Origin of the sequence: Bacillus sp. NPDC094106, from assembly GCF_044764345.1 — a bacterium.
Taxonomy (GTDB): Bacteria; Bacillota; Bacilli; order Bacillales; family Bacillaceae_G; genus Bacillus_A.
On record NZ_JBIWHY010000009.1, the window covers coordinates 184,296 to 210,376 of the forward strand.

General features: G+C 37.9%; 22 protein-coding genes, 1 rRNA gene and 1 riboswitch. Of the genes, 4 read left to right on the top strand and 19 right to left on the bottom strand.

Annotated elements, in window-relative coordinates; translation table 11 throughout:
- Window positions 1–239 precede the first annotated feature (239 nt).
- The 6 genes from pruA to pcrB all read right to left on the bottom strand — a co-directional run bounded on the left by pruA (window position 240) and on the right by pcrB (window position 8,978).
- A complete protein-coding gene (gene pruA, locus ACIQ7L_RS15400; protein WP_400570404.1) occupies window positions 240–1,787 on the bottom strand; it encodes an L-glutamate gamma-semialdehyde dehydrogenase in 1,548 nt (515 codons plus the stop codon).
- 153 nt (window positions 1,788–1,940) lie between these two features.
- Window positions 1,941–2,711 (bottom strand): TSUP family transporter, encoded by a 771-nt coding sequence (locus tag ACIQ7L_RS15405; protein WP_400570406.1) that lies wholly within the window; start codon window positions 2,709–2,711, stop codon window positions 1,941–1,943.
- A gap of 95 nt (window positions 2,712–2,806) precedes the next feature.
- Entirely contained in the window at window positions 2,807–4,009 is a 1,203-nt protein-coding gene (locus ACIQ7L_RS15410; RefSeq protein WP_400570408.1) for a CamS family sex pheromone protein, read from the bottom strand.
- A 16-nt stretch (window positions 4,010–4,025) separates the two neighbouring features.
- On the bottom strand, window positions 4,026–6,035 hold the full coding sequence (ligA, locus tag ACIQ7L_RS15415) for an NAD-dependent DNA ligase LigA (RefSeq protein ID WP_400570409.1): 2,010 nt from the start codon (window positions 6,033–6,035) through the stop codon (window positions 4,026–4,028).
- A gap of 15 nt (window positions 6,036–6,050) precedes the next feature.
- A complete protein-coding gene (pcrA, locus tag ACIQ7L_RS15420; protein WP_097897104.1) occupies window positions 6,051–8,276 on the bottom strand; it encodes a DNA helicase PcrA in 2,226 nt (741 codons plus the stop codon).
- Window positions 8,277–8,288: 12 nt separating this feature from the next.
- Window positions 8,289–8,978 carry a heptaprenylglyceryl phosphate synthase gene (gene pcrB / locus ACIQ7L_RS15425; protein WP_400570411.1) on the bottom strand — a complete coding sequence of 230 codons (690 nt, stop codon included), beginning with the start codon at window positions 8,976–8,978 and terminating at the stop codon, window positions 8,289–8,291.
- Between the two features lie 424 nt (window positions 8,979–9,402).
- On the opposite strand from pcrB, the gene ACIQ7L_RS15430 reads away from it, so the two are divergent.
- The 3 genes from ACIQ7L_RS15430 to ACIQ7L_RS15440 all read left to right on the top strand — a co-directional run bounded on the left by ACIQ7L_RS15430 (window position 9,403) and on the right by ACIQ7L_RS15440 (window position 11,058).
- A complete protein-coding gene (locus ACIQ7L_RS15430; RefSeq protein ID WP_400570412.1) occupies window positions 9,403–9,780 on the top strand; it encodes a YgaP family membrane protein in 378 nt (125 codons plus the stop codon).
- 252 nt (window positions 9,781–10,032) lie between these two features.
- The gene (locus ACIQ7L_RS15435; protein WP_400570413.1) at window positions 10,033–10,878 is read left to right on the top strand and encodes an SPFH domain-containing protein; all 846 of its coding nucleotides are present in this window, start codon (window positions 10,033–10,035) and stop codon (window positions 10,876–10,878) included.
- Window positions 10,879–10,893: 15 nt separating this feature from the next.
- Entirely contained in the window at window positions 10,894–11,058 is a 165-nt protein-coding gene (locus ACIQ7L_RS15440; RefSeq protein ID WP_001085171.1) for a type II toxin-antitoxin system antitoxin, read from the top strand.
- A 463-nt stretch (window positions 11,059–11,521) separates the two neighbouring features.
- On the opposite strand, the gene purD is transcribed toward ACIQ7L_RS15440, so the two are convergent.
- The 12 genes from purD to purE form a co-directional block, all read right to left on the bottom strand.
- The gene (gene purD, locus ACIQ7L_RS15445; RefSeq protein WP_400570414.1) at window positions 11,522–12,787 is read right to left on the bottom strand and encodes a phosphoribosylamine--glycine ligase; all 1,266 of its coding nucleotides are present in this window, start codon (window positions 12,785–12,787) and stop codon (window positions 11,522–11,524) included.
- Window positions 12,788–13,065: 278 nt separating this feature from the next.
- Complete coding sequence (gene purH, locus ACIQ7L_RS15450) at window positions 13,066–14,601, bottom strand: bifunctional phosphoribosylaminoimidazolecarboxamide formyltransferase/IMP cyclohydrolase (RefSeq protein WP_400570415.1); 1,536 nt, start codon at window positions 14,599–14,601, stop codon at window positions 13,066–13,068.
- A gap of 24 nt (window positions 14,602–14,625) precedes the next feature.
- Window positions 14,626–15,213 carry a phosphoribosylglycinamide formyltransferase gene (purN, locus tag ACIQ7L_RS15455; protein ID WP_400570416.1) on the bottom strand — a complete coding sequence of 196 codons (588 nt, stop codon included), beginning with the start codon at window positions 15,211–15,213 and terminating at the stop codon, window positions 14,626–14,628.
- Entirely contained in the window at window positions 15,210–16,250 is a 1,041-nt protein-coding gene (gene purM, locus ACIQ7L_RS15460; RefSeq protein ID WP_400570417.1) for a phosphoribosylformylglycinamidine cyclo-ligase, read from the bottom strand. Before purM ends, purN begins: the two co-directional genes overlap by 4 nt.
- A gap of 315 nt (window positions 16,251–16,565) precedes the next feature.
- A complete protein-coding gene (purF, locus tag ACIQ7L_RS15465; protein WP_400570418.1) occupies window positions 16,566–17,981 on the bottom strand; it encodes an amidophosphoribosyltransferase in 1,416 nt (471 codons plus the stop codon).
- The gene (gene purL / locus ACIQ7L_RS15470) at window positions 17,966–20,185 is read right to left on the bottom strand and encodes a phosphoribosylformylglycinamidine synthase II (RefSeq protein WP_400570419.1); all 2,220 of its coding nucleotides are present in this window, start codon (window positions 20,183–20,185) and stop codon (window positions 17,966–17,968) included. The genes purF and purL overlap by 16 nt, the downstream gene beginning before the upstream one ends.
- Window positions 20,169–20,852: a phosphoribosylformylglycinamidine synthase subunit PurQ gene (gene purQ / locus ACIQ7L_RS15475; protein ID WP_400570420.1), complete on the bottom strand. Its 684-nt coding sequence runs from the start codon at window positions 20,850–20,852 to the stop codon at window positions 20,169–20,171. The genes purL and purQ overlap by 17 nt, the downstream gene beginning before the upstream one ends.
- Entirely contained in the window at window positions 20,849–21,103 is a 255-nt protein-coding gene (purS, locus tag ACIQ7L_RS15480) for a phosphoribosylformylglycinamidine synthase subunit PurS (RefSeq protein WP_016132263.1), read from the bottom strand. The genes purQ and purS overlap by 4 nt, the downstream gene beginning before the upstream one ends.
- Window positions 21,096–21,815, bottom strand: coding sequence for a phosphoribosylaminoimidazolesuccinocarboxamide synthase (purC, locus tag ACIQ7L_RS15485; protein ID WP_400570421.1), 720 nt, complete (start codon window positions 21,813–21,815; stop codon window positions 21,096–21,098). Before purC ends, purS begins: the two co-directional genes overlap by 8 nt.
- Window positions 21,816–21,903: 88 nt before the next feature.
- Window positions 21,904–23,211 carry an adenylosuccinate lyase gene (gene purB, locus ACIQ7L_RS15490; protein WP_097899351.1) on the bottom strand — a complete coding sequence of 436 codons (1,308 nt, stop codon included), beginning with the start codon at window positions 23,209–23,211 and terminating at the stop codon, window positions 21,904–21,906.
- Complete coding sequence (gene purK / locus ACIQ7L_RS15495; protein WP_400570422.1) at window positions 23,208–24,359, bottom strand: 5-(carboxyamino)imidazole ribonucleotide synthase; 1,152 nt, start codon at window positions 24,357–24,359, stop codon at window positions 23,208–23,210. The genes purB and purK overlap by 4 nt, the downstream gene beginning before the upstream one ends.
- Entirely contained in the window at window positions 24,356–24,841 is a 486-nt protein-coding gene (gene purE / locus ACIQ7L_RS15500) for a 5-(carboxyamino)imidazole ribonucleotide mutase (protein WP_400570423.1), read from the bottom strand. Before purE ends, purK begins: the two co-directional genes overlap by 4 nt.
- 110 nt (window positions 24,842–24,951) lie before the next feature.
- A riboswitch (purine riboswitch) is annotated at window positions 24,952–25,053 on the bottom strand.
- A gap of 400 nt (window positions 25,054–25,453) precedes the next feature.
- Between purE and ACIQ7L_RS15505 the strand changes: the two genes are divergently transcribed.
- The gene (locus ACIQ7L_RS15505; RefSeq protein ID WP_400570424.1) at window positions 25,454–25,705 is read left to right on the top strand and encodes a hypothetical protein; all 252 of its coding nucleotides are present in this window, start codon (window positions 25,454–25,456) and stop codon (window positions 25,703–25,705) included.
- 129 nt (window positions 25,706–25,834) lie between these two features.
- On the opposite strand, the gene rrf is transcribed toward ACIQ7L_RS15505, so the two are convergent.
- Window positions 25,835–25,950: ribosomal RNA gene (gene rrf, locus ACIQ7L_RS15510) — 5S ribosomal RNA — on the bottom strand.
- Window positions 25,951–26,081: the final 131 nt, after the last annotated feature.

Consider the following 26,081-nt stretch of genomic DNA (forward strand, 5'->3'; position numbering starts at 1 on the left):
CCATTTTAATTTTTCGACATCTAGATCCCTGCTATGCAGAATAAAAAGTAACCTACACTCGTTTGCTCTTTCTGGTTTTACTCCGCATAGACCCTAACCGCTTCTATGCATGGCCAGATGCTCTCTCCCATCTAAAAAGAGGGGGGGATATCGTTTTTTAATTGATGTATATATAATGAAAATCTTTCAGGAAATAAAAAAGGCCTCCACCATTATGGGAAGGCCTTTTCGTCTATTTCTTATAAAGTTTCAGAAGTAGTTTTCGCTTGCATATGAAGTGCTAAGTAATCAGGTCCACCTGCTTTAGAGTCTGTACCAGACATATTAAAGCCACCGAATGGTTGGTAACCTACGATTGCACCAGTACATCCACGGTTAAAGTATAAGTTACCAACGTGGAAGTCTTCACGTGCTTTTTCGATATGTTCACGGTTGTTAGAGACAACTGCTCCTGTTAAACCGTATTCTGTATTGTTTGCAATTGCAAGTGCATGATCAAAGTCTTTCGCTTTACAGAATGCTACTACTGGTCCGAAGATTTCTTCTTTCATTAAGCGAGCATCCTCTGCAACGTCAGCAACGATTGTTGGTTGGATAAACCAGCCTTTAGAATCGTCTCCTTCGCCACCTGTTACTACTTTACCTTCTTCTTTACCAATTGCAACGTAGCTCATTACTTTATCAAATGCAGCTTGGTCATTAACTGGTCCCATATTCATTCCTTTTTCAGCTGGGTTACCTAGAGTCAATTCTTTTGTTAATTCCACTGCACGATTTAATACATGATCATATACATCTTCGTGGATTACTGCACGAGAACAAGCAGAACATTTTTGTCCTGAGAATCCAAATGCTGATGCAACGATAGATTTAGCAGCTAATTCAAGATCTGCTTCTTTATCAACAACGATTGTATCTTTACCGCCCATTTCAGCGATAACACGTTTTAACCAAATTTGTCCTGGATTTACTTTTGCAGCACGTTCGTAAATACGAATACCTACATCACGTGATCCAGTAAAGCTAACGAATCGCGTACGAGGATGATCTACTAAGTAGTCACCGACTTCAGAACCACTACCAGGGATGAAGTTTACTACACCAGCTGGTAAGCCTGCTTCTTCTAATACTTCCATAAATTTCGCTGCTACTACAGGTGTTGTACTAGCTGGCTTTAGTAATACTGTGTTACCAGAAACTAATGCAGCTGTTGTCATACCTGCCATAATTGCGAATGGGAAATTCCAAGGGGAAATGATAACACCTACTCCTAATGGAATGTAAGAGAAACGATTATATTCAATTGGACGGCTTTCTACTGGGATACCGTCTTTTAATTTTAACATTTGACGACCATAATATTCCATAAAGTCGATTGCTTCTGCTGTATCAGCATCTGCCTCATTCCATGGTTTACCTGCTTCTTTTACAAGAATAGCAGAGAACTCATGTTTTCTACGGCGAACGATTGCTGCAGCACGGAATAAAATGTCTGCACGCATTTCTGGTTTTGACTTTCTCCAAGTTTGGAATGTTTCATCCGCCACTTGCATTGCTTTTTCAGCTAATTCACGGCTTGCTTTTGAAACACGACCAATAACTTCTTCTTTATTTGCAGGGTTTACAGAAACGATTTTCTCGTCTGTAGTGATCTTTTCTCCCCCGATAAGTAATGGATAGTCTTGTCCAAGATAAGATTCTACTTTCTTTAAACCTTCTTCAAACGCTAATTTGTTAGCCTCTACTGAAAAATCTGTAAATGGCTCATGCTTGTATGCTACTACCATTCTTTTTAGCCTCCCCTTAGAAAAACGTTTACATTTTACAACATTATTCTACACGATAATTTAGATTTATTCAAATATTCTTAGACTTATATTTTAAAAATTAATAAATTTTTAAAATATAATAAAAAAAGAGCTTCATACATTTGTATGAAGCTAAAAAATATGAACATATTCCAAAACATTTTTTCCAATTAACAAAATCGTTACCAATAAAAATAAAGTTCGAACATATCCAACACCTTTTTGCACTGCAAATTTCGATCCGAAATACGCTCCTAAAATCATTGATAATCCCATAATAATGCCGTATTTAAAATGAATAATATCTAAAAATAAAAATGTAATTAAAGATACAATATTACTAACAAAATTCAAAAGTTTTCCAGATGCAGCTGCTTGAATAAAATCCAAACCAATTAATAAAAATGCAAAAATTAAAAATGAGCCTGTCCCCGGACCAAAAAATCCATCATAAAATCCTAAACTTAAAATAACGAAGAAAAACATTAATGTTTTTCCCTTTGTCATCTTTTTATAAGTAGACACACTGCCCCAATCTTTTTTCACAATAATATAAATCGCAATAAATACCAACATAATAAGTACCAGTGGTCGTAAAATATCAGGTGGAATAAATTTCACCACTAAAGCTCCCGCAATTGCTCCAATAATAGTTAACGGGATTAACTTTCCTACAATACGAAAGTTAACCTTTCCTGAACGAATAAAATAAATCGTACTCGTCAACGTCCCCATCGTTGCAGCCAGCTTATTTGTTGCAATTGCCGAAGCTGGCGGTAACCCCACAAACATAAGTGCAGGAAGTGAAATTAATCCCCCGCCTCCCACAACTGAATCAATAAATGCAGCCAAAAAACCAAAAGCAACGAGTAATACAATAATCTGTAAACTTAACTCATCCATATCTTTTCTCCTTACCCCTTTTTGTTCACAACATTAAAAATTATAACAAAATTACAGAAGAAAAAAAGCCGTTCCGGAAAGGAACAGCTTTTTTCTTAATCTAAAATTTTCACAAATGGTTCATCCTGCTTCGCCTCACGTACAATAATTGCTTCTGGACGTTCAATCGACTTAATCGTTACCTGTACTTTCATATAATTTGGAAAGTATGCCATAACTTGTCCTGCTACATATTGTGTAAAACCAATGATTTCTGCTTTCCCATTAAATTGAACAGGAATCTCAAGCTTCATCTCTTTTAATTCATCATCTTTATAAAATCCTGTACCAACAACTGCTGTGTAGTCCCCTTCAAAGTACTCTGCTAAATTCGTCTTAAAATTGTCTATCATTGCAGAATCTTCACGTTTATCCGTTTTTGCGTCTGCAGAAGGGAATAAGTAATACTTTTCATTAATTGGTTTCCAGCTGTCAATTGTATCGCTACCTTTATCGGCTTTTGCATAAGATACAAAGTGCCCTGGCACAAGCGTCGACTTTGGTCCTTGGCGATAAATCGCAAATGTAATTGGGACATTTTTCGCCTCTGGATTTTTCTGTAACACTTTCAAGATTTCTTGCGCCATTGGTTTAGCCTGTTTTAATGTCTCTTCTTCACTAATTTCCGTCTCACGTGGATATCCATTTTCTTGGCTATAATAATGAACTGAGTTCATCGCTAGCCCGATAACTATTCCGCTTAATTCAACCTCTTTATTCCCTTTTCCCTTTGGGACATAGTAGTCATGTTCTAAAATATTCGAAAGGTAGATTGGCTTTTTCTTGTTTCGTACTTCTAATGACTCTGGTCCAGCATCTAATTCTGGATTCAAACCAATATTAGGAAGTTTATCAGCTTCTTTTTTTCCAAGCTTTTCTTCTAATTCTTTCTGCTCTGCATCTGTACGTTTTCTCTTCACAAGCATTTGAACGGTTTGTGCATCTAAAATTTTACCGCCGCTAAATAAATAATCTTTCGTACTAAATGACTCTTTCGCAATACGCATTAATCCTGTTTCAAACTCATCTATATCTAAACGACTATTTAATCCTTGTACAACTAAGCCACGTGCATTTCCTTTTTTAAATGGAACTGTCGTTTTATAGTAATCATCAGAAATAGAATATTTCGGAACAATCGCTTGTTCTTTTGATTTACTACTTGATTTTTCAACAACTTTTTCATCTTTTTTTATTCCTGCGCTACATCCGCTTACAAGTAGCCCAAGACTTAATATCGCTAATGCTATTTTTTTCATGGTAAGTTTGCACCTCTTACTTATTCAGCTCTTGTAAGAACCTCTCTTCATTCCAAACCTCAATATTATGTTTCTCTGCCTGCGCCAATTTCGACCCCGCTGCTTCACCTGCGACAACTAGATCTGTACTCTTACTTACACTTCCCGTTACCTTACCGCCTAGCTCTTCAATCTTTTTCTTCGCTTCGCTTCGTCCCATAACCTCTAGTTTTCCTGTTAGGACAATCGTTTTTCCAGCAAAGTAAGACGAAATATTTTGCAAGTCAGCACGCTTTATTCCTTTGTAGGTCATGTTAACACCGTACTCTTTAAACTGCTGTAACAATTCTAACACGTCTTCATTATCGAAGTACATGACAATTGATTGGGCCATTTTTTCACCAATCTCATTAATTGCTTTCAGCTCTTCCTCTGTTGCTTTGACAAGCTCATCCATTGTTTCAAAGTGTTCAGCTAACGTACGAGCTGCTTTCGCTCCAACATGGCGAATACCTAGCCCAAATAATAATCGCTCCAATGAATTTTCCTTAGAAGCCTCGATCGCTTGTACTAGATTCGAAGCTGATTTTTCACCGAAACGTTCTAATTGTAACAACTGTTCTTTCGTTAATGAATACAAATCTGCAAATGTCCGAATATAATTTGCCTCAAAGAGCTGTGTAATCACACGTTCTCCAAGTCCATCAATATTCATTGCATTACGCGAAACGAAATGAATGAGTCCTTCCCTGATTTGGGCTGGGCACGCTGGGTTAATGCAGCGAAGAGCGACCTCTTCTTCTAGACGAACAAGTTCACTATCACAAGCTGGACAGTGCGTTGGCATACGATACTCTTCTTCTTCCCCAGTACGCTTGTCGAAAATAACGTTAACAACTTCAGGAATAATATCTCCAGCTTTTTTCACAACAACATAGTCGCCAATTCGAATATCTTTTTCACGAATTAAATCTTCGTTATGCAAAGATGCACGGCGGACAATTGTTCCAGCTACCCGAACTGCTTCTAATTCAGCAGTTGGCGTCACAACACCTGTGCGTCCCACACTTAATTCAATACCTGTTAACCTTGTTACAACTTCTTCTGCCGGGAACTTATAAGCAATTGCCCAGCGCGGACTCTTCGCTGTTGTTCCCAGACTTTCTTGCAGTGCAACATCATCTACTTTAATTACAATTCCATCAATCTCGTAGTCAAGATTTGGACGCTTTTCTTGCCACTCTTCTACATAAGCAATTACGTCTTCAATTGTTTCACATGTACGACGGTTTGGATTTGTTTTAAATCCAAGTTCACCTAAGAAGTTTAATGACTCACTATGAGATGCAATCGTTTTTTCTTTCACATCTGCAAGTCCATACACAAACATAGAAAGATTACGCTTCGCTGCAATTTTTGGATCAAGCTGACGCAGTGATCCTGCCGCAGCATTACGTGGATTTGCAAAAACAGCTTCCCCATTTTGTTCTTTCTCTTCATTTAATTTTACAAATGAACGCTTTGGCATATATGCCTCGCCTCGCGCTTCTAATGTTACTTCTTCTTTTAAACGGAGGGGAATCGCTTTAATTGTTTTTAAATTTTGCGTAATATCTTCACCAGTTACGCCATCACCGCGTGTGGCTCCTTGAATGAAACGTCCTTTTTCATAATGAAGGGAAACGGCAAGACCGTCAATTTTTAGTTCACATATATATCTTACATTTGCACCATCAATTCCTTGACATACTCTGCGATCAAAATCACGTAAGTCACCTTCGTTAAACGCATTTCCTAAACTTAACATCGGTGATTGATGTGTTACTTTTTCAAATATATCAAGCACTACTCCCCCAACACGGACGGAGGGAGAGTCTTCTGTTAAAAACTCTGGGTTTTCTGCTTCTAATTTTATAAGCTCCTGCATATTACGGTCATATTCCGCATCAGAAACAGAAGGATTGTCTAATACATGATATTGGTAATTAAATGTATTTAAAATATCACGAAGTTCTTCTATGCGCTGCTTTGCTGCTTCTTTTGACATATCCTCATTCCTTTCCTATTGTTTCGTTACAGGTGCAAACTTCGCTAATAAACGTTTAATACCGATTGGACTTGGGAATGCAATATCTAACTCTTTTGCATCACCTTCACCTTTTACACTCACAACTGTACCAACTCCCCATTTTTGATGGGATGCTTTATCACCTACTGCCCAGCCAATCTGCTCTCCTCCTGTTGTTTTCACAGTTGGACGCACAATTGCTGAACGAGAACGTGTTGTTGTAGCTGTCGTTCTTGCTTTTGCACCAAATGTTTCTCGTTTTGGTTTCGTCTCATTTAATGGCTCAAGTAATTCTGTAGGAATTTCTGAAATAAATCGAGATGCTGCATTCATATTTGTTCTACCGAATAAAGTACGCATCTGGGCATTCGATAAATATAACTCTTCTTCCGCACGAGTAATACCTACATAAGCGAGGCGGCGTTCTTCTTGCATTTCATCTTCTTCCATAAGAGAACGAGTATGCGGGAAGACACCTTCTTCTAAACCAATAATAAAGACAACTGGGAATTCCAGTCCCTTTGCCGAGTGCATTGTCATTAAAATAACTTCTTCACCCGCAGTTGGGTCCTCATCCACGCGATCAATATCTGCAACAAGTGCTAAATCTGTTAAGAAAGCAACCAGACTCTTATCTTCACTTTGTGATTCAAATGTTTGCGTAACAGATAAAAACTCGTCTAAGTTTTCTAATCGACCTTCAGACTCTAAAGTTCGCTCATTTTTCAACATATCACGATAGCCTGTTTTTTCGATTACTTCTTCTACTAATTCTGTAACAGATAAGTATTCTTGCATATTTACCCAGTTGTGTAATTGACTCGCAAATTCCTTTACTGCTTTTGTGATTTTTGCACTTACTCCAACATGTTCAATTTCATCCATTACAGCAGTTAGTGAGATTCCATTTTGCACGCCGTAATTAATAATTTTATCAATAGAAGTGGCACCGATTCCGCGTTTTGGCATGTTAATAATACGCGCAAAGCTAATTTCATCGTCTGGATTCGCAATTAAACGCAAATATGCCAAAATATCTTTAATCTCTTTACGATCATAGAACTTAATACCGCCCACGATTTTATATGGGATATTCGATTTCAAGAAAATCTCCTCGACCATACGAGACTGCGCATTCGTACGATACAACACTGCAAAATCAGTATATTTCCGGTTACCCATTTGAATTTCATCACGAATCTTTTTCGCAACAAAATACGCTTCATCTTTTTCTGTTGCAGCACGGTAATACGAAATCTTGCTTCCGATTTGATTGTCGGTCCATAATTTTTTCGGTTTACGATTTGAATTATTTTCAATCACAGCATTGGCCGCATTTAAAATATTTTGTGATGAACGGTAATTTTGCTCTAACAAAATAACCTGTGCGTTTTCATAGTCTTTTTCAAATGACAAAATGTTAGAAATGTCCGCACCGCGCCAACGATAAATCGATTGGTCAGAATCACCGACAACGCACAGATTTTTAAAACGTGCTGCCAGTTTATTTACAAGAATGTATTGCGCTTTGTTCGTATCTTGATACTCATCCACATGAATATATTGGAATTTACGCTGATAAAACTCCAATACTTCTGGAACACGTTCAAATAAATGAATCGTTGTCATAATTAAATCATCAAAATCTAATGAGTTATTTTTCAGAAGACGTTTTTGATATTCTGTATATACATCACTTGTCAATTTCTCAAAAGGATCAGCAATAGAGATTTGCTTTGCATATTTATCAGCGGATAACAATTCATTTTTTGCATTGCTAATACCAGCTAAAATAGAGCGTGGATCAAATTTCTTTGGATCAATGTTACGCTCTTTCATAATTTTCTTCACAACAGTAAGTTGATCACTTGCATCTAAAATCGTAAAATTACGATTAATTCCGATACGATCAATATCACGTCGTAAAATACGTACGCACATCGAGTGGAACGTAGAAATCCAAATATCCTCTGCTTCCGGCCCAACAAGCGTATCGATACGCTCACGCATTTCACGAGCTGCTTTATTTGTAAAAGTAATGGCTAATACATTCCACGGTGCTACTCCTTTTTCACCAAGTAAGTATGCAATACGATGTGTTAGCACACGCGTCTTACCACTACCTGCACCTGCCATTAATAAAAGTGCTCCATTTGTTGTTTGTACTGCCTTTTGTTGCTGCGGATTTAAACCGTTCAATAATCGATCTGTTATACTCATATGTGCCTTCACCTACTCTCCTTTTACAGCTTTTACTGTTTGTAACGCCGCTTTTATATCCTCATAAATTACATTTCCAACTACAACTGTATCAGCGTATTGTGCCATTTCTTTTGCTTCTTTTGCACTTGAAATTCCGCCGCCATAATACAGTTTTGCTTGTTGCAACTCTGCTTTTACATTTTTAACGAGTTCAACATCTCCATAAGTACCACTATATTCTAAGTAGAAAATCGGTAAATTCAAAAGTTTATCCGCCATACGCGCGTATGCAATCACATCATCTTCTGTTAAATCACATTTTGCTTCTGTAAGCTTTGCTACTTTCGCTTCTGAATTTAAAACACAATATCCTTCCATGAAGATTTCATCCCAGTTCATAATATCCCCAAACTCTTTCAATGCCTCATGATGAACTCCCGTGATCCATTCTACTTTTCGGCTATTTAAAACACTTGGGATATAATAAAAATCAAATCCTGGTGTAAGAGCTTCAAGATCAGAAACCTCTAATACACAAGGAACTGTATATCTACGAATGCTTGCAAGCATGTGTAATACATTATCAATTGTTACTCCATCACTTCCGCCTACAATTACTGCGTCCGTTCCAGATTCACAAATCATTTCTAAATGTTCATCGCTCAATTCTTTATTAGGATCAAGCTTAAATACATGTTTCCACTGTGAAATATCGTACATGAAAACACCCTTTCTTTTTTTCTAATCACCTATATCTTTAAAAAGAAAATCAAGAAATATAAAGATTATCTTGACCGGACTTTTTAAACTTCCTTTTACAATATACGTTTAAAAAGGAGGATCTAGAGAACCGAGCAGTTCAAGGCGCTGCAGCCAGGAGGACACAGAGTGTAGCTTATACTACATGAGTACCGGACTGGCAAAGCAACGAAGAAATGCGAAGGTTATCTTGACCGGACTTTTTAAACTTCCTTTTATGCATTCTTACATTATAACAAAAAAAGACACCTATACACACGTCCAATCCAACATCTTTTTTACCGTCAAATGTTGGATTACATATCGCAAAACTTACACGGAATAATAAGAAATGAAATAGTCTTTTTTCTATTTCTAAACCAATGAAAAAAGGAGTGTTTTTCTGATGAAGCACAACATCGGTACACTGAATGCCCTAATTCGAATTACACTCGGGATCGTCCTTCTAGGTTGCGGCACAGCTAAGCTCGCACGCCAGCCACGCTGCACTTGGTCTAAAGTTTTGCTATGGTTTGGTGCAATGAGAATTGCAGAGGGAATTGTTCGTTTCTGCCCTATTACTGAAGCATGTAAGTTTGGAAAATATATGAATATGGGTGCCTTCAAAATACCTGGCATGGATTTTAGTAACAAGGGACATGCTAATGAAGAAGTAAATCATACTTCCAGTCATGACACACAAAAGTCAAAAGGAAGTTATGATGCTTCTGACAAAGAGATTGAGTCAGCGATTGAAGAAGCAATTCTGGCGAAACCGCTTTGAATCATTTGTCAAAGATGTTTTCAAAGAGACTTAGCTGCTGCAGTGGGCGGCTAAGTCTTCTTTATTTTACCATAAAACAGAACTAATGTTCTTTTTTGAATTTCACTTTTCTAAAAGATTTTTCTTATTCAAATCACCATGAAATTGCAACGAATAATTCTTAATAAAACGTTTTTTTGAAAAATTAATATTATTACTCTTGTTTTTTATGATATAAAAGTGATATCATTTTTATATCATGGAGGCGATTATATGAAAGAAAAACAAGTATTTTACGTAAACGGTTTTCTAGGTATTATTGGTCTTTTCGTTTTAGCAGGTATCGGTGTATTTTTCCTTGTACAAGAAATATTTGTAGCAGCTATTCCATTTCTTATTTTAGCTGTAGTTCTTGGAACAGGTATTGGCATGGTTCAACCAAACCAGGCAAAGGTAATCACATTTTTTGGTAATTATTTAGGGACAATTCGCGAAAATGGCTTATTTTTAACAGTTCCATTTGCATTCCGTCAAACCGTTTCACTACGCGTAGAAAACTTTAATAGTAAAAAATTAAAGGTAAACGATGTCGAGGGGAATCCAATTGAAATTGCAGCCGTTGTTGTTTATAAAGTTGTCGACTCAGCAAAAGCAATCTTCGGTGTTGAGCATTATGATGCATTCGTAGAAATTCAAAGTGAAACAGCAATCCGTCACGTCGCAACAAAATACCCTTATGATAATTTCCAAGATGATAATTGCGTCACACTACGTGGAAATTCTAAAGAAATCTCTGAGGAATTAAAACGTGAATTAGAAGCACGCTTAGAAATCGCTGGTGTAGAAGTATTAGAAACTCGCTTAACACATTTAGCTTATGCAACAGAAATTGCACATGCAATGTTACAGCGCCAACAAGCAAAAGCCGTATTAGCTGCACGCAAGGAGATTGTCGAGGGTGCTGTTCAAATGGCGAAAGACTCCATTCAAAAATTAGATGAAGATGGCACACTTGATTTAGATGATGAACGTAAAGCAAATATGGTTAACAACTTATTAGTTGCCATTATTTCAGATAAAGGTGCACAACCAGTTATTAATGCAGGAAGTCTCTACTAAAGGTTGTTGGTAATCATGGCTAAAAAGAAAAGCTTTCCATTACGTATTGATCCTGAGTTACACGCAGTCATCGAAAAATGGGCAAATGATGAATTTCGCAGCGTCAACGCACACATCGAATATTTACTTCGAGAAATGGCAAAGCAAAAAGGAAAACTAAAAAAAGATAAAGATGCCTAAGCAAAGAAGACCACTGAGATTTTAGTGGTCTTTTCTAATCATTTATGAAAATATGAGTACCTTATTTCGGCTCATGATTCACCATACAAGTCACTGCTATGAAGAATAAAACATGACCTGCACTCGCATTCTCCCTTTGTTTTCACCCTTGCATGTGGCTGAAAAAGGCCCTGACCGCTTCTATACATGGCCAGATGCTCTCTCCCACCTAAAAAGAGGAGTTTTTATATCGGTTTTTCAATTTGTATAATATCTATAAATCCATTTTAATTTTTCGACATCTAAATCCCTGCTATGCAGAATAAAAAGTAACTTACACTCGGTTTCTCTTTCTGTTTTTACTTCGCATGTGGCTGAAAAAGGCCCTGACCGCTTCTATGCATGGCCAGATGCTCTCTCCCACCTAAAAAGAAGGGTTTTTATATCGGTTTTTTATTTGTATTTATATAAAATATGTTAGCTTCTAGCAATCTACTTTCGCAATTGCACGATATCCTATATCACTTCGATAAAACAAACCAGTACTCTCAATTTTCGTGATTTCTCCATACACCTTATCCTTCGCCTCTTGTAAGTCCTTTCCTTTACAAGCAACAAATAGTACACGTCCACCGTTTGTTACAAAATCCCCATCTTTCACAGCTGTTCCTGCATGAAAGACAATTGTATCTTCTACTGTATCTAACCCGCGAATAACAGCACCTTTTTCATATGCTTCTGGATACCCTTTTGAAGCAAGTACTACACCAATAACTGCTTCCTCAGACCATGTAAGCGTTAATTCTTCTCCATCTAACACGCTATTACATACATCCACTAAATCGTTGTCTAAACGAGGTAATACAACTTCTGTTTCCGGATCACCAAAGCGAGCATTAAATTCAATTACTTTCGGACCTTCACTTGTTAAAATAAGACCTGCATATAAAATACCAGTAAATGAACGGCCCTCTTGGATCATTGCCTGAGCAGTTGGATGTAACACCGTCTCGATTGCTATTTCAACTGCTGATTCTGGAATTTGTGGCACTGGAGAATAGGCACCCATTCCTCCTGTATTTGGTCCTTTATCACCGTCAAAAGCGCGTTTATGATCTTGTGCAATTACCATCGGATATACAGCTGTTCCATTTACGAATGCCATAAGAGAAAATTCTTGTCCCTCTAAAAATTCTTCAATAACAACCTTTTTACTCGCTTCACCAAACTTTACATCTTGCAGCATTTCTTTTACAGCTTGTAGTGCTTCTTCCAATGTCATCGCTACTGTTACACCTTTACCAGCCGCTAAGCCATCCGCTTTAATAACAATTGGTGCACCAACTTTTTGAATATACGCTACTGCTTCCTCATAGTTTGTGAATGATTCATATGCCGCTGTTGGGATATCATACTTTTTCATAAGCTCTTTTGTAAAAGCTTTACTACCTTCAATTACAGCAGCTGCCTGATTAGGGCCAAATACACGAAGCCCCTCTGCTTCAAAACGGTCAACAATTCCATTCATAAGCGGAATTTCTGGGCCAACGAATGTTAAACCTATATTATTCTCTTTCGCAAATAAAATAAGTGCATCAAAATCATTTTCGTCAATAGCAACTGGTATTGCTACATCTTTCATACCTTCATTTCCCGGTGCTACATATACCGTTTCTACCTGCTCAGACTGCGCAAACTTCCAAGCTAAAGCGTGTTCACGCCCACCGCGGCCGATTACTAAAACATTCATATTTTCATCCTCCATTACTCAAATAAGTACAAAATAGGAGCAATGCTCCTATTTTGTTTTTCTATTTGTTTGCGTTCAAAAAGAAGGCTGTCTTTATCGGACTTTTTGAACTTCCTCTATTAATACAAGCTTAAAAAGGAGGATTAAGAGAGCCGAGCAGTTCGAGGCACGGAAGCCAGGAGGACACGGAGTGTAGCTTACACTACATGAGTACCGCACTGGCGACGTAACGAAGAAATGCGACAGCTATCTTAACCGGACTTTTTGAACTTCCTCTATTAATGTTTGAAATGACGTACGCCAGTGAATACCATCGCAATACCAAACTCGTCTGCTTTTTTAATAGAATCTTCATCACGAATCGATCCACCAGGTTGAATGATTGCTGTAATACCCGCTTTAGCAGCTTCTTCTACTGTATCTGGCATTGGGAAATATGCATCGGATGCAAGTGCACTTCCTTGTGCTTTGTCACCAGCTTGTGTAATTGCAATTTTTGCGGAGCCAACACGGTTCATTTGTCCGGCACCAACGCCAATTGTCATGTTATCTTTCGCTAACACAATCGCATTTGATTTTACATGTTTTACAACTTTCCAAGCTAATTTTAAATCGTTCCATTCTTGCTCTGTTGGTTCACGCTTCGTTGGAACTGTGATTGTTGCGTCTTCAAATGCCAATGTATCCTCTTCTTGTACAAGTAAACCACCTTGAATAGAAGTTAACTTCTTACTAGCTGTTGCAAATTTAGCCATATCAACAGTTAACAGACGTAAGTTTTTCTTACTTTGCAACACTTCTAATGCTTCCTCTGAGAAGGAAGGTGCAATAATAATTTCCAGGAAAATTTCATGTAATTTTTCTGCTGTAGCTTTATCAATTTCACGATTTGCTGCAATAATACCGCCGAAGATTGATACTGGATCCGCTTCATAAGCACGTGTATATGCTTCATAAATATCAGTACCAACGCCAACTCCACATGGATTCATATGTTTTACTGCCACCACTGCTGGTTCTGTAAATTCTTTCACGATGCTAAGGGCTGCATCCGCGTCATTGATGTTGTTATAAGATAGTTCTTTTCCGTGTAACTGCTCTGCATATGCAACAGAAGAATTCGCTGCAAATGGTGCTTTATAAAATGTTGCTTTTTGATGCGGGTTTTCTCCGTAACGTAAATCTTGTTTCTTCTCAAATGTTACTGTTAATGTTTCTGGGCTTTCTTCTCCCATTTGTTCCGTTAAATAATTAGAAATTAATGCATCATATGCCGCTGTATGACGGAATACTTTTGCCGCTAATTTACGTTTTGTTTCATCCGTAACTTCACCGCTTTCTTTTAGTTCAGCTAATACAATGTCATAATCTGTTGGATCTACGATAACTGATACAAATTTATGGTTTTTCGCAGCTGAACGAATCATCGTTGGGCCACCGATATCAATATTTTCAATTGCATCAGCAAACGTTACATCAGGCTTAGCGATTGTTTCTTTAAATGGATATAAGTTCACAACGACAAAATCGATTGGCTCGATACCTAATTCATTCATCTGTGCTACATGCGTTTCATTATCGCGTACAGCAAGTAATCCACCATGAATATTTGGGTGTAATGTTTTCACACGGCCATCCATAATTTCTGGAAAACCTGTCACTTCAGAAATACCAATTACTTGCAAGCCGTTTTCTTCTAGTAATTTTTTCGTTCCACCTGTTGAAATAACTTCAATCCCTTGTTCAAGCAACCCTTTAACAAATTCTACAACGCCTGTTTTATTTGAAACACTTACTAATGCACGCTTTTTCATTTATCCTTCACCCCTAGTTGAATGTTATTTAACAGCCTTCTCTTTCATAGATTGAACAATTTTGTTCACCGTATCTACGTACAATCTATGTTCCACATGCTGAATTTTCTTTTGTAGACTCTCTCTCGTATCCGTTTCAGAAACTGTTACTGCTTCTTGTGCAATAATTGGTCCTGTATCCATACCCGCATCAACGTAATGGATGGTCACTCCTGTTACTTTCACACCAGCTTCTAACGCTTGTCCTACAGCATCTTTCCCTGGAAAACTTGGTAATAATGACGGATGAATGTTAATGATCTTACCACCGTATGCTTCCAGTAATGTAGGTCCAATCAAACGCATATATCCTGCTAAAATAACACAATCAATCTCATATTCTCGTAGTTTTTTTAATATCTCATTTTCAAATATTTCTTTTGATTTATATTCTCTCGCTGAAAAAGCAAAACATGGTACGCCGTGACAATGTGCTCGTTCCATCACACGTGCTTCAGGTTGATCACATACTAGTAAACTGATATCAGCTTGTAATCTTTTTTCTTCTACCGCATCAATGAGCGCCTGAAAGTTCGACCCGCTTCCAGAGGCAAAGACTGCCAATCTACTCATAGCCCTGTGCCCCCATTAAAAGTAACACCTGATCCTGTTACAGTACGTCCAATAATATGTGCTTTTTCCCCTTGTTCTACAAGAAGCTCGACAACAGCTTCTGCATCTTCTTCTTTTACTGAAACTACCATACCAATACCCATGTTAAAAATATTGAACATCTCTTTCTCTTCTAGGTTTCCAACCTCTTGAAGCAAACTAAAAATCGGTTGAATTTGCCAAGATCCTAGTTCAATTTCTGCACCGATTCCTTCGGGCAACATACGTGGAATATTTTCAATAAAGCCTCCACCTGTAATATGTGCCATGCCATACACTTCATATTTCTTCAATAGCTCTAAAATAGGTTTGACATAAATTTTCGTTGGCTTTAATAATTCTTCACCAAGAGGTAGTTCTAAACGACCATGTATACAGTCTAAAGATAGTTTGCCATCTTCTAATAACACTTTTCGCACTAAAGAATAACCATTACTATGAATACCGCTAGACGCTAAGCCAATTAACACATGACCAGCTTCAATCGAATTCCCTGTTACAATTTTCTTTTTATCAACAATACCAACAGTAAAGCCTGCTAAGTCGTACTCTTCAGTAGAATACATACCTGGCATTTCAGCTGTTTCCCCGCCAATTAGTGCACAACCAGCTTGACGACAACCTTCTGATATACCTTTGACGATGTTTTCAATTTTACTAGGTTCTGCTTTACCACAAGCAATGTAATCAAGGAAGAAAAGCGGTTCTGCCCCTTGGACAACAATATCATTTACACACATTGCTACTGCATCAATACCAATCGTGTCATGTTTATCCATCATGAAAGCGAGCATCAATTTTGTACCTACACCGTCTGTTCCAGATACTAATACGGGTTCTTCTAATGCAAATTTTGATAGATCAAACATACCTCCAAAACCGCCTAGTCCGCCTAGTACTTCTTTTCTCATTGTTGTTTGTACATGTTTTTTCATGCGAGATACCGCTTCATATCCAGCTTCAATATCTACTCCTGCTTGCTTATATGCATTCGCCATCGTTTTTTACACCTCGTCTTTTAATTTCCCCCACCCAAGCGGGCACTCTCTTTATAGAGAGAATGTTTTATATAAATCCATTTTCATTTTTCGGCATCTAAATTCCCTGCTATGCAGAATACAAAGTAACCTACACTCGTTTGCTCTTTCTGTTTTTACTTCGCATATGGCAGAAAAAGACCCTGACCGTTTCTATGCATGGCCAGATGCTCTCTCCCACCTAAAAAGAGGGAGTTTATGTCGGTTTTTTAATTGATGTATATATAGGAAAAAGCTAGCTTCTACTTAAAGTAAAGTAGAAGCTTCTCCGCTTTCTTATTTCATACTTTCTAAAAGCTCTTGCTCATAATCATAAAGAGCTGTTGGATAATCCCCATTAAAGTAAGCCATACATAAGCCGCCGTATTTCCCTTCATATGGGCGTCCGATTGAATCTACTAAACCATCTTCACTTAAAAATGTTAAAGAATCTGCGCCAATAATTTGACGGATTTCTTCTACAGAGTTGTTTGCTGCGATTAATTCTTTTCTCGTTTGAATATCAATTCCATAAAAACATGGATACTTAAGCGGCGGGGAAGCAATTCTAACATGCACTTCTGTCGCCCCTGCTTCGCGAAGCATCCGAACAATTCGTTTACTTGTTGTCCCTCTTACAATAGAATCATCAATCATTACAACCCGTTTCCCTTCAACTACTCCTCGTACTGCTGAGAGCTTCATTTTTACCCCTTGCTCACGCAATTCTTGAGAAGGTTGGATAAAAGTACGACCAACGTAACGATTTTTAATTAATCCTAATTCGTATGGAATGCCAGTTGCTTCTGCATAACCAATTGCTGCGGAAATACTAGAATCTGGTACACCCGTTACAACATCTGCTTCAATAGGAGCTTCCTTTGCTAAAGCTTTTCCCATGTTTTTACGTGCAGCATGAACATTGATGCCAGCAATATTGGAATCTGGACGTGCAAAGTAGATGTATTCCATACTACAAATTGCATGTTCTACCTCATTTGTAAAACGATCTACTTGAATACCTTCGTCATTAATGATCAGTAGCTCCCCAGGTTCTACATCGCGAATATATGTTGCACCAACTACATCGAAAGCACATGTTTCAGATGCTACAACGTATGCATCTCCCATTTTCCCGATGGAAAGTGGGCGAAACCCATTCGGATCTAGCGCAACAATCATTTCGTTCCCTGTTAGTAAAAGATACGCAAATGCACCTTTTACTTTATTTAACGCATCTTTCACGCTCTCGATTAGTGAACCTTTTGTATTACGCTTAATTAAATGAAGCAGTACCTCTGTATCTGAACTTGTTTGAAAAATACTTCCTTCTGCCTCTAATTCACGGCGAAGCATCTTTGCATTAATTAAATTCCCGTTATGAGCTAATGCCATGCTATGATCAGAAAAACGGAATAGTAGTGGTTGCACATTCGCTACTTCACTTCCACCTGCCGTTGCATATCGTACGTGTCCGATTGCAGATCTTCCGTTTAATCCTTCTAGCTCACCTCTTGAAAATACTTCTGATATTAAACCTAACCCCTTGTGACCGACGATTTTCTCACCATTATTTACGACAATGCCTGCGCCTTCTTGCCCACGGTGCTGTAAACTGTGCAATCCGTAGTACGCAACTTGTGCTGCATTTTCATGCCCCCAAATTCCGAAAACGCCACATTCTTCGTTTAACCCCTTTATTTCAGCAAGCATGGGATTGCCCCTTTCCAAGCCTTTCTCATTTCATCTACATTTGCTGTAAGTAATACTTCATTTTTTTCATTATGAATTGTTACTTCATTTGTATTTGTTACTTCTCCAACTTGAATTGCTTCTACTACTTTCTCAAACGCTTCTTGTTGTTCACGTTTTACCGTTACAACAAAGCGGGATTGTGATTCTGCAAATAAGGCCGCTGTTGCTTCCCCATCTAATTTCACATTAGCACCTAGGCCTTTCGCACCAATTGCACTTTCAGAAATTGCAACTGCTAATCCACCTTCTGCAACGTCATGTGCGGATTGAACAAGTCCTGCTTGAATTGCTTCTAATAATTGCTTTTGGCGTTTTAATTCTATGTCTAAATCAATGCTTGGTGATTGACCAAAGATCTTACCATATACCATCTTCTGTAATTCACTTCCGCCAAATTCAGCTTTCGTTTCACCAATTACATAAACTAAATCACCAGCTTGCTTAAATTCTTGTGTTGTTACATGTTTTAAATCGTGTACAAGTCCAACCATCCCAACAGTTGGTGTTGGATATACAGCTTCACCACTACGCTCGTTATACATTGATACGTTTCCGCCGATAACTGGCGTTTGTAATGTGCGACAAGCTTCACTCATACCGTCTACTGATTTCTCAATTTGCCAGAAGATCTCTGGTTTTTCTGGATTACCAAAGTTTAAACAATCTGTAATTGCAAGTGGTTCTCCGCCAGAACATACGATATTACGCGCTGCCTCTGCTACTGCAATTTTCCCGCCCATTTCAGGATCTAAGTAAATGTAGCGAGAGTTACAATCTGTTGTCATTGCTAATGCTTTCTCTGTGCCACGTACACGTACAACTGCCGCGTCTGATCCTGGTGTAACAATTGTGCTTGTGCGTACTTGATAATCATATTGATCATATACCCACTCTTTACTTGCAATCGTTGGCTGTTGTAATAAAGCTAGTAATGTTTCTTTATAATTATCTACTTTTGGTGTTTCCATCTTCATTTCTTGGAACTCTTTAAAGTACGCTGCCTCTTTTGATGGTTTATGGTAAATTGGTGCTTCTTCTGCTAGAGCATCCGCTGGAACTTCAGCTACCATTTCACCTTTATGGAATAAACGAAGCATTTTATCTTCAGTTACTTTCCCCATCGTAACTGCTGCAAGGCCGTATTTTTCAAATAAATCTACAATCTCTTGCTCTCTACCTTTTTTCACAACAATCAACATACGTTCTTGTGACTCAGATAGCATCATTTCATATGGCGTCATACCTGTTTCACGCTGCGGTACATCATCTAAATACATTTCAATACCCATTCCTGCTTTACTTGCCATTTCCGCAGAAGATGATGTTAAACCAGCAGCTCCCATATCTTGAATTCCAACAAGAGCATCAGATTGAATAAGCTCTAAGCATGCTTCAATAAGAAGTTTCTCCATAAATGGATCGCCTACTTGTACTGCTGGGCGTTTTGCTTCTGAACTCTCGGATAGTTCTTCCGATGCGAAAGTTGCACCGTGAATACCATCGCGTCCTGTTGAAGCACCTACGTACATAACCGTATTACCAGCACCATGCGCTTGCCCTTTTTTAATATCTTCATGATTAATTAATCCAACGCACATCGCATTTACAAGTGGATTTCCTTCATAGCATGGATCAAATTGTACTTCTCCGCCCACTGTTGGAATACCAATACAGTTACCGTATCCTGCAATCCCTGCTACTACTTCCTCAAATAAATATTTCACACGTGGTGATTGTAATTCGCCGAAGCGAAGTGAGTTTAATAGTGCTACTGGACGTGCTCCCATGGAGAACACATCGCGAATAATACCTCCAACACCTGTTGCAGCGCCTTGATATGGCTCAATTGCTGAAGGGTGGTTATGACTTTCCATTTTAAATACAACTGCTTGATTATCACCGATATCTACAATCCCTGCACCTTCTCCAGGTCCTTGTAGTACATGTTCTCCTGTTGTTGGAAACTTGCGAAGAACTGGTTTTGAATTTTTATAACTACAGTGCTCTGACCACATAACAGAGAATAGTCCTGTTTCTGTGTAGTTCGGCAAACGACCTAAAATCTTTTCAACCATGGCAAACTCTTCGTCTGTTAGCCCCATTTCCGCATATATACGTTCTTCTTTAATTTGTGTTGGATTTGGTTCAAGCATTAACGACATATGTTTCCCTCCAATGTTTCAAAATAGATTGAAAGACTTTTAAACCTTCAGCACCGCCAAGAAGTTCATCCACAGCACGCTCTGGATGTGGCATCATGCCAAGTACATTTCCTTTTTCATTTACAATACCTGCAATATCGGAAACACTTCCGTTTGGATTTTCTACGTAACGGAATGCAATTTGATTCTTTTCTTCTAATTCTTTAAGAGTTGCTTCATCGCAGTAGTAATTTCCTTCGCCATGTGCAATTGGAATATTGATGACTTCACCTTTTTTATATTGCGATGTAAACATTGTTTCATTATTTTCAACACGTAACTGAACAGTTCGGCACATGAATTTTAAATTTTCATTTCGCATTAATGCACCTGGTAGCAATCCTGATTCAACAAGAATCTGGAATCCATTACATACGCCTAAAATTGGTTTTCCTTGCTCGGCAGCTTTTTTCACTGCCTTCATTGCATTTGCAAAACGAGAAATAGCACCACAGCGAAGATAGTCGCCATAAGAGAATCCACCTGGTAAAAGAATCGCATCATACTCATCTAAATTCTCTGCATCATGCCAAACATAATCTACCTCTTCGCCAAGCTCATCTTTAATGGCATGAAACATATCAACATCACAGTTCGAACCTGGAAATACAATTACGGCAAATTTCACTGTGCGACAACCTCCTCAACTTCGTAACGGTAATCTTCCATTACAACGTTTGCTAGTAGTTTTTCACACATTTCTTTTACCTTGCTATCCAGATCAGTTACTGACTTATCAATTGTTAACTCCATATATTTACCGATGCGAACATCCTGTACTTCTGTAAAAGAAAGGCTATGCAGGGCACCTTTCACTGCTGTTCCTTGTGGATCTAGTACACTCTCTCTTAATGTTACATATACCTTTACTTTATACATGTGAAGCTCCCCCTAAACGTTTTAAAATTTCTTCATATGCCTCTGTTAAATTCCCAAGATCACGACGGAATACATCTTTATCAAATTTTTCATTGCTCGTTTCATCCCATAAACGGCAAGTATCTGGTGAAATTTCATCCGCTAATATGATTTCCCCTGTTTCGGTTACGCCAAACTCTAATTTGAAATCTACTAATCTTACACGACAGCTTGCGAAATGCTCAATCAACACTTGATTGATTTGTAGAGCTGTTTCCCGTAATACACTTACTTGCTCTGGCGTTGCAACGTTTAACACACGAATATGATCTTCCGTTACAAGTGGATCTCCTAAATCATCGTCTTTGAAGTAAAATTCTACAATTGGTGCTGTAAGAGCAGTTCCTTCTTCCATTCCTAATCTTTTTGAAAGACTACCTGCAATTACGTTTCTTGTGACAACTTCTAATGGAATAATGCTTACTTTTTTCACAAGTTGCTCTGTATCTGATAATTTCTCAACAAAGTGTGTTTTAATTCCTACTTCTTGTAACTTTCTGAACAATAAAGTTGTAATCTCATTGTTCAAACGACCTTTTCCTGTAATTGTCGCTTTTTTCTCCCCATTGAAAGCAGTCGCACTATCTTTGTACTCTACCCAAACCATATCTGCTGCTTCTGTACGATAAATTCTTTTTGCCTTACCTTCATACAGCAATTCTAGCTTTTGCATTTCGCAAGCCCCCTGTAGTTTGAAAAATGTGAATAATATTTTTATAAAGAATGGCACAGAATGACTCTATTCTGTGCCATATGAAATTTTACGCTTCGTTTAATCCAAGACGTTCGAAGATTGTATCAACGTGTTGCATATGATGTTCATAATTGAAGCATTCGTTAATTTCTTCTTGCGTTAACTTACTTGTAATGCGCTCGTCAGCTTCTACAAGCTCTTTAAATTGCACTTGTGTTTCCCAAGCTTCCATCGCTTTAGGCTGTACAATATCATAAGCTTCTTCACGTACCATGCCTTTGTCGATTAGTGTAAGCATTACACGCTGAGAATAAATTAAACCGTATGTTCTTGTCATATTACGTTTCATATTCTCTGGGAATACAGTTAAGTTTTTAACGATATTACCAAAGCGATTTAACATGTAATTTAACGCGATTGTAGCGTCTGGTAAAATTACGCGTTCTGCAGAAGAATGAGAGATATCACGCTCATGCCATAACGGAACATTCTCGTAAGCTGTCATCATATAACCGCGGATAACACGAGCTAAACCAGTCATATTTTCAGATCCGATTGGATTACGTTTATGTGGCATTGCAGAAGAACCTTTTTGACCTTTTGCGAAAGCTTCTTCCACTTCACGTGTTTCACTCTTTTGTAAACCACGAATTTCAACTGCCATCTTTTCAATGGATGTTGCGATTAATGCAAGTGTTGACATGTAATGTGCATGACGATCACGTTGCAACGTTTGTGTAGAAATTGGCGCTGCTTCTAATCCTAAGTTCTCACAAACATATTTTTCTACGAAAGGATCAATATTCGCATATGTACCAACCGCACCAGATAGTTTACCAACACGAACTGTATGAGCAGCTTGCTTGAAGCGCTCTACGTTACGTTTCATTTCTTCATACCAAAGACCAAGTTTTAAACCAAATGTTGTTGGCTCTGCATGAACACCGTGTGTTCTTCCCATCATAATCGTGTATTTATGCTCTTTCGCTTTATTAGCTAAAATGCTAGTAAAGTTTTCTAAATCTTTTAATAAGATTTCATTTGCTTGTTTTAAGATGTAAGATAAAGCTGTATCTACTACGTCTGTAGATGTTAAACCGTAATGAACCCATTTACGTTCTTCACCTAATGCTGGTGTTTCTGATACAGCACGAGTGAAAGCAACTACGTCATGGCGTGTTTCTTTTTCAATTTCGTAAATACGCTCCATATCAAATGATGCATGCTCACGAATTTTTTTTACATCTTCTTTTGGAATATCGCCAAGCTCAGCCCATGCTTCACAAGCTAAAATCTCAACTTCTAACCACGCTTTAAATTTGTTCTCTTCCGTCCAAATCGCACCCATTTCAGGGCGTGTATAACGACTAATCATCTTTTTCCCTCCAACAGTTGTTCTTGATGGTCCCAAATATGCAAACTCTTCGCTTTTTCTAGAGCGCCTTCAATATTCTCATTTAAAATATTTACATGCCCCATTTTTCGCTGTGCTTTTGCTTCTTCTTTTCCATACAAGTGTAAATAGCACCCGGTTAATCTATTCACTTGTCCTAGGACCCCTTCTATATGTTCGCCTAAAATGTTCACCATGACAACTGGTTTTAACAAATTTGTTTCTCCAAGAGGTAAATTACAGATTGCTCGAATATGTTGCCCAAATTGACTCGTTTCACATCCATCAAGTGTATAATGCCCTGAGTTGTGAGGTCTTGGTGCTAATTCATTAATGTAAACCTCACCGTCAGCTGTAGCAAACATCTCTACCGCTAGTGTTCCCACAAGTTCTAATTCATCCGCAAGTACTTTTGCATAAGTAATTGCTTTTTGAGAAAGTTCTTCTGTAATACGAGCTGGAACGATAGATTCATGTAAAATGTTATTCACATGAATATTTTCTGCTACTGGAAATACCTTCGTTTCCCCACTTACACTACGAGTTACAATAACGGATATTTCCTTTTCAAATGGCACCCATTTTTCTAGAATACATTCAGTTTGATCGACAAGCTCTTTTGCTCTTGCAACATCAGCTTCACTTCTTAAAACAACTTGCCCTTTACCGTCATATCCTCCTGTTGTTGTTTTTAACACACAAGGGAAGGAAAGTTCCGTAATTGCTTCTAAAAGTTCATCGTGCTTCTGAATTAATCTATATGGTGCTACTGGCAAACCAACCTTTACGATTGCATTCTTTTCTGTAAAACGATTTTGCGTTTTGCTTAATAACTGACTGCCTTGTGGCAAATACGCATGTTTTTCAAGCCATTGTAGACATCTATAATCAATATTTTCAAATTCATATGTGACAACATCGCTTATTTCTGCTAAATACTGAATCGCTTTCAAATCATCATAGGATGCAACAATTTCGATGTCAGCAACTTGTGCACATGGTGAATGCTTTGTTGGATCTAAAACAGCAATTTTATAACCCATTTCCTTAGCTGCCAACGCCATCATTCTTCCAAGCTGGCCGCCTCCGATAATACCGATTGTTTTTCCAGGTAAGATGATTCTCGTCATACTAGCTCACTACCTTCACGCACAGTTTTCTCAATAGCTTCTCGTCTCAACTCTAATGCATCATGTATGTCATCATAAAATGATCCAAGTATTTGTGCAGCAAGTAATCCAGCATTTGTTGAACCAGCCTTACCAATCGCAACAGTTGCAACTGGAACCCCTCCTGGCATTTGGACAATGGATAATAACGAATCTAGGCCGTTTAATGCTTTTGATTGAACTGGGACACCGATTACAGGAAGATTTGTCTTCGCTGCAACCATTCCTGGTAAATGCGCTGCTCCACCAGCTCCAGCAATAATAACTTTTAATCCACGCTCACGAGCTGTTTCTGCATATTCAAACATATAATCCGGAGTCCGATGAGCGGATACAACTTTTTTCTCATACGGTATATTTAATTCATCTAAAATGTCACAAGCATATTTCATTGTTTCCCAGTCTGACGTGCTTCCCATTATGACTCCAACTAGTGATTTCATATTAGAATCCCCCCGATTCAAATAAAAAAAGCCTGAAATAGAACAGTTTCTCTTTTACTATGAGAGAAAGCGCTCTACTCAGGCATACGTATCCCTTGTGAATAGAAAAATACCGAGTGACTTTCCCTCATAGTCTAACGAATAACGGTCGTTAGGTAGAGACTTGCAGGCCATATCCCCGCGATTATATGAGGTCTTATATATTATTGTTTCTATGGCTATATTAACAATATTTCATAAACAATGTCAATAAATAATCGAATGTTTTTTTATTAGTTATCGTTAACGTTCGTGTTTTAGTTATATTCAAAAGAAGAAGTGAAAATATATGCAAGTAAAAAACGAAATTAGGATAAGAGGATCAGATGTATCATATGAAAATCTGATGGTTTAGCGATAAAATACCTTAACTATGATTCAATCAAATTTCATTTTCGAAAGTTATAATTTATAACAATAACAGTTATTTATTTTCAAATTCATACTGCTCTTAATCTGAACACATAAAAAAGTAATCAATTCAAGGTGCAAATAATACCATTTTTTATATATTTAAACATCACCTATGATACTATTATTATAAATTCACACTAATTTATAGGTGGTTTAATTATGCGGAAACTTAACATATTGTCATATTTATGTTTTTCTATCGCAATAACTGCTGCAATGATTGAATCCTCCTTTATAACATCTCACTTTTTCTATTCTCACTATTTAAAGCTTATGCTTCTTGTAGAAATAATCAGTCCCATTATCGGAATTATTTTAGGCTCTTTCGGAAAACCTGGAAAACCAAAACAAATTGCTATTATTTTAAACAGTCTCTTCTTTACTCCTCCACTCGTGTTAAACATCTCTTGAAGATGATACACGAGAAACCCCCACTTCAAAATCCGAAGGAGATAAGTGGGGGGAGTTTTCATGGATTATGACATTTGGCAAATAAAAATAAAACACAAAAAAACCTAAGTCGAAACGACTTAGGTTTTTGCTTGGCGACGTCCTACTCTCACAGGGGCAAGGCCCCAACTACCATCGGCGCTAGAGAGCTTAACTTCCGTGTTCGGTATGGGAACGGGTGTGACCTCTCTGCCATCATCACCAAACTAATGAAGGCATATTCCTTCAAAACTAGATAACACTTGCTTCATATTATATGGTTAAGTCCTCGATCTATTAGTATTCGTCAGCTCCACATGTCACCATGCTTCCACCTCGAACCTATCAACCTGATCAT

What these genes read in the sequence shown, in the direction of transcription:
- purH (WP_400570415.1), bottom strand. Translation starts at nt 14,601, where the DNA reads ATGAAAAAGCGTGCATTAGTAAGTGTTTCAAATAAAACAGGCGTTGTA.
- purK (WP_400570422.1), bottom strand. Translation starts at nt 24,359, where the DNA reads ATGACGAGAATCATCTTACCTGGAAAAACAATCGGTATTATCGGAGGC.
- ACIQ7L_RS15440 (WP_001085171.1), top strand. Translation starts at nt 10,894, where the DNA reads ATGGCTAAAAAGAAAAGCTTTCCATTACGTATTGATCCTGAGTTACAC.
- purB (WP_097899351.1), bottom strand. Translation starts at nt 23,211, where the DNA reads ATGATTAGTCGTTATACACGCCCTGAAATGGGTGCGATTTGGACGGAA.
- purF (WP_400570418.1), bottom strand. Translation starts at nt 17,981, where the DNA reads ATGCTTGCTGAAATAAAGGGGTTAAACGAAGAATGTGGCGTTTTCGGA.
- ACIQ7L_RS15410 (WP_400570408.1), bottom strand. Translation starts at nt 4,009, where the DNA reads ATGAAAAAAATAGCATTAGCGATATTAAGTCTTGGGCTACTTGTAAGC.
- purN (WP_400570416.1), bottom strand. Translation starts at nt 15,213, where the DNA reads ATGAGTAGATTGGCAGTCTTTGCCTCTGGAAGCGGGTCGAACTTTCAG.
- purS (WP_016132263.1), bottom strand. Translation starts at nt 21,103, where the DNA reads ATGTATAAAGTAAAGGTATATGTAACATTAAGAGAGAGTGTACTAGAT.
- purE (WP_400570423.1), bottom strand. Translation starts at nt 24,841, where the DNA reads ATGAAATCACTAGTTGGAGTCATAATGGGAAGCACGTCAGACTGGGAA.
- purM (WP_400570417.1), bottom strand. Translation starts at nt 16,250, where the DNA reads ATGGCGAATGCATATAAGCAAGCAGGAGTAGATATTGAAGCTGGATAT.
- ACIQ7L_RS15430 (WP_400570412.1), top strand. Translation starts at nt 9,403, where the DNA reads ATGAAGCACAACATCGGTACACTGAATGCCCTAATTCGAATTACACTC.
- ACIQ7L_RS15505 (WP_400570424.1), top strand. Translation starts at nt 25,454, where the DNA reads ATGCGGAAACTTAACATATTGTCATATTTATGTTTTTCTATCGCAATA.
- purC (WP_400570421.1), bottom strand. Translation starts at nt 21,815, where the DNA reads ATGCAAAAGCTAGAATTGCTGTATGAAGGTAAGGCAAAAAGAATTTAT.
- pruA (WP_400570404.1), bottom strand. Translation starts at nt 1,787, where the DNA reads ATGGTAGTAGCATACAAGCATGAGCCATTTACAGATTTTTCAGTAGAG.
- ACIQ7L_RS15405 (WP_400570406.1), bottom strand. Translation starts at nt 2,711, where the DNA reads ATGGATGAGTTAAGTTTACAGATTATTGTATTACTCGTTGCTTTTGGT.
- purL (WP_400570419.1), bottom strand. Translation starts at nt 20,185, where the DNA reads ATGTCGTTAATGCTTGAACCAAATCCAACACAAATTAAAGAAGAACGT.
- ligA (WP_400570409.1), bottom strand. Translation starts at nt 6,035, where the DNA reads ATGTCAAAAGAAGCAGCAAAGCAGCGCATAGAAGAACTTCGTGATATT.
- pcrB (WP_400570411.1), bottom strand. Translation starts at nt 8,978, where the DNA reads ATGTACGATATTTCACAGTGGAAACATGTATTTAAGCTTGATCCTAAT.
- pcrA (WP_097897104.1), bottom strand. Translation starts at nt 8,276, where the DNA reads ATGAGTATAACAGATCGATTATTGAACGGTTTAAATCCGCAGCAACAA.
- purD (WP_400570414.1), bottom strand. Translation starts at nt 12,787, where the DNA reads ATGAATGTTTTAGTAATCGGCCGCGGTGGGCGTGAACACGCTTTAGCT.
- ACIQ7L_RS15435 (WP_400570413.1), top strand. Translation starts at nt 10,033, where the DNA reads ATGAAAGAAAAACAAGTATTTTACGTAAACGGTTTTCTAGGTATTATT.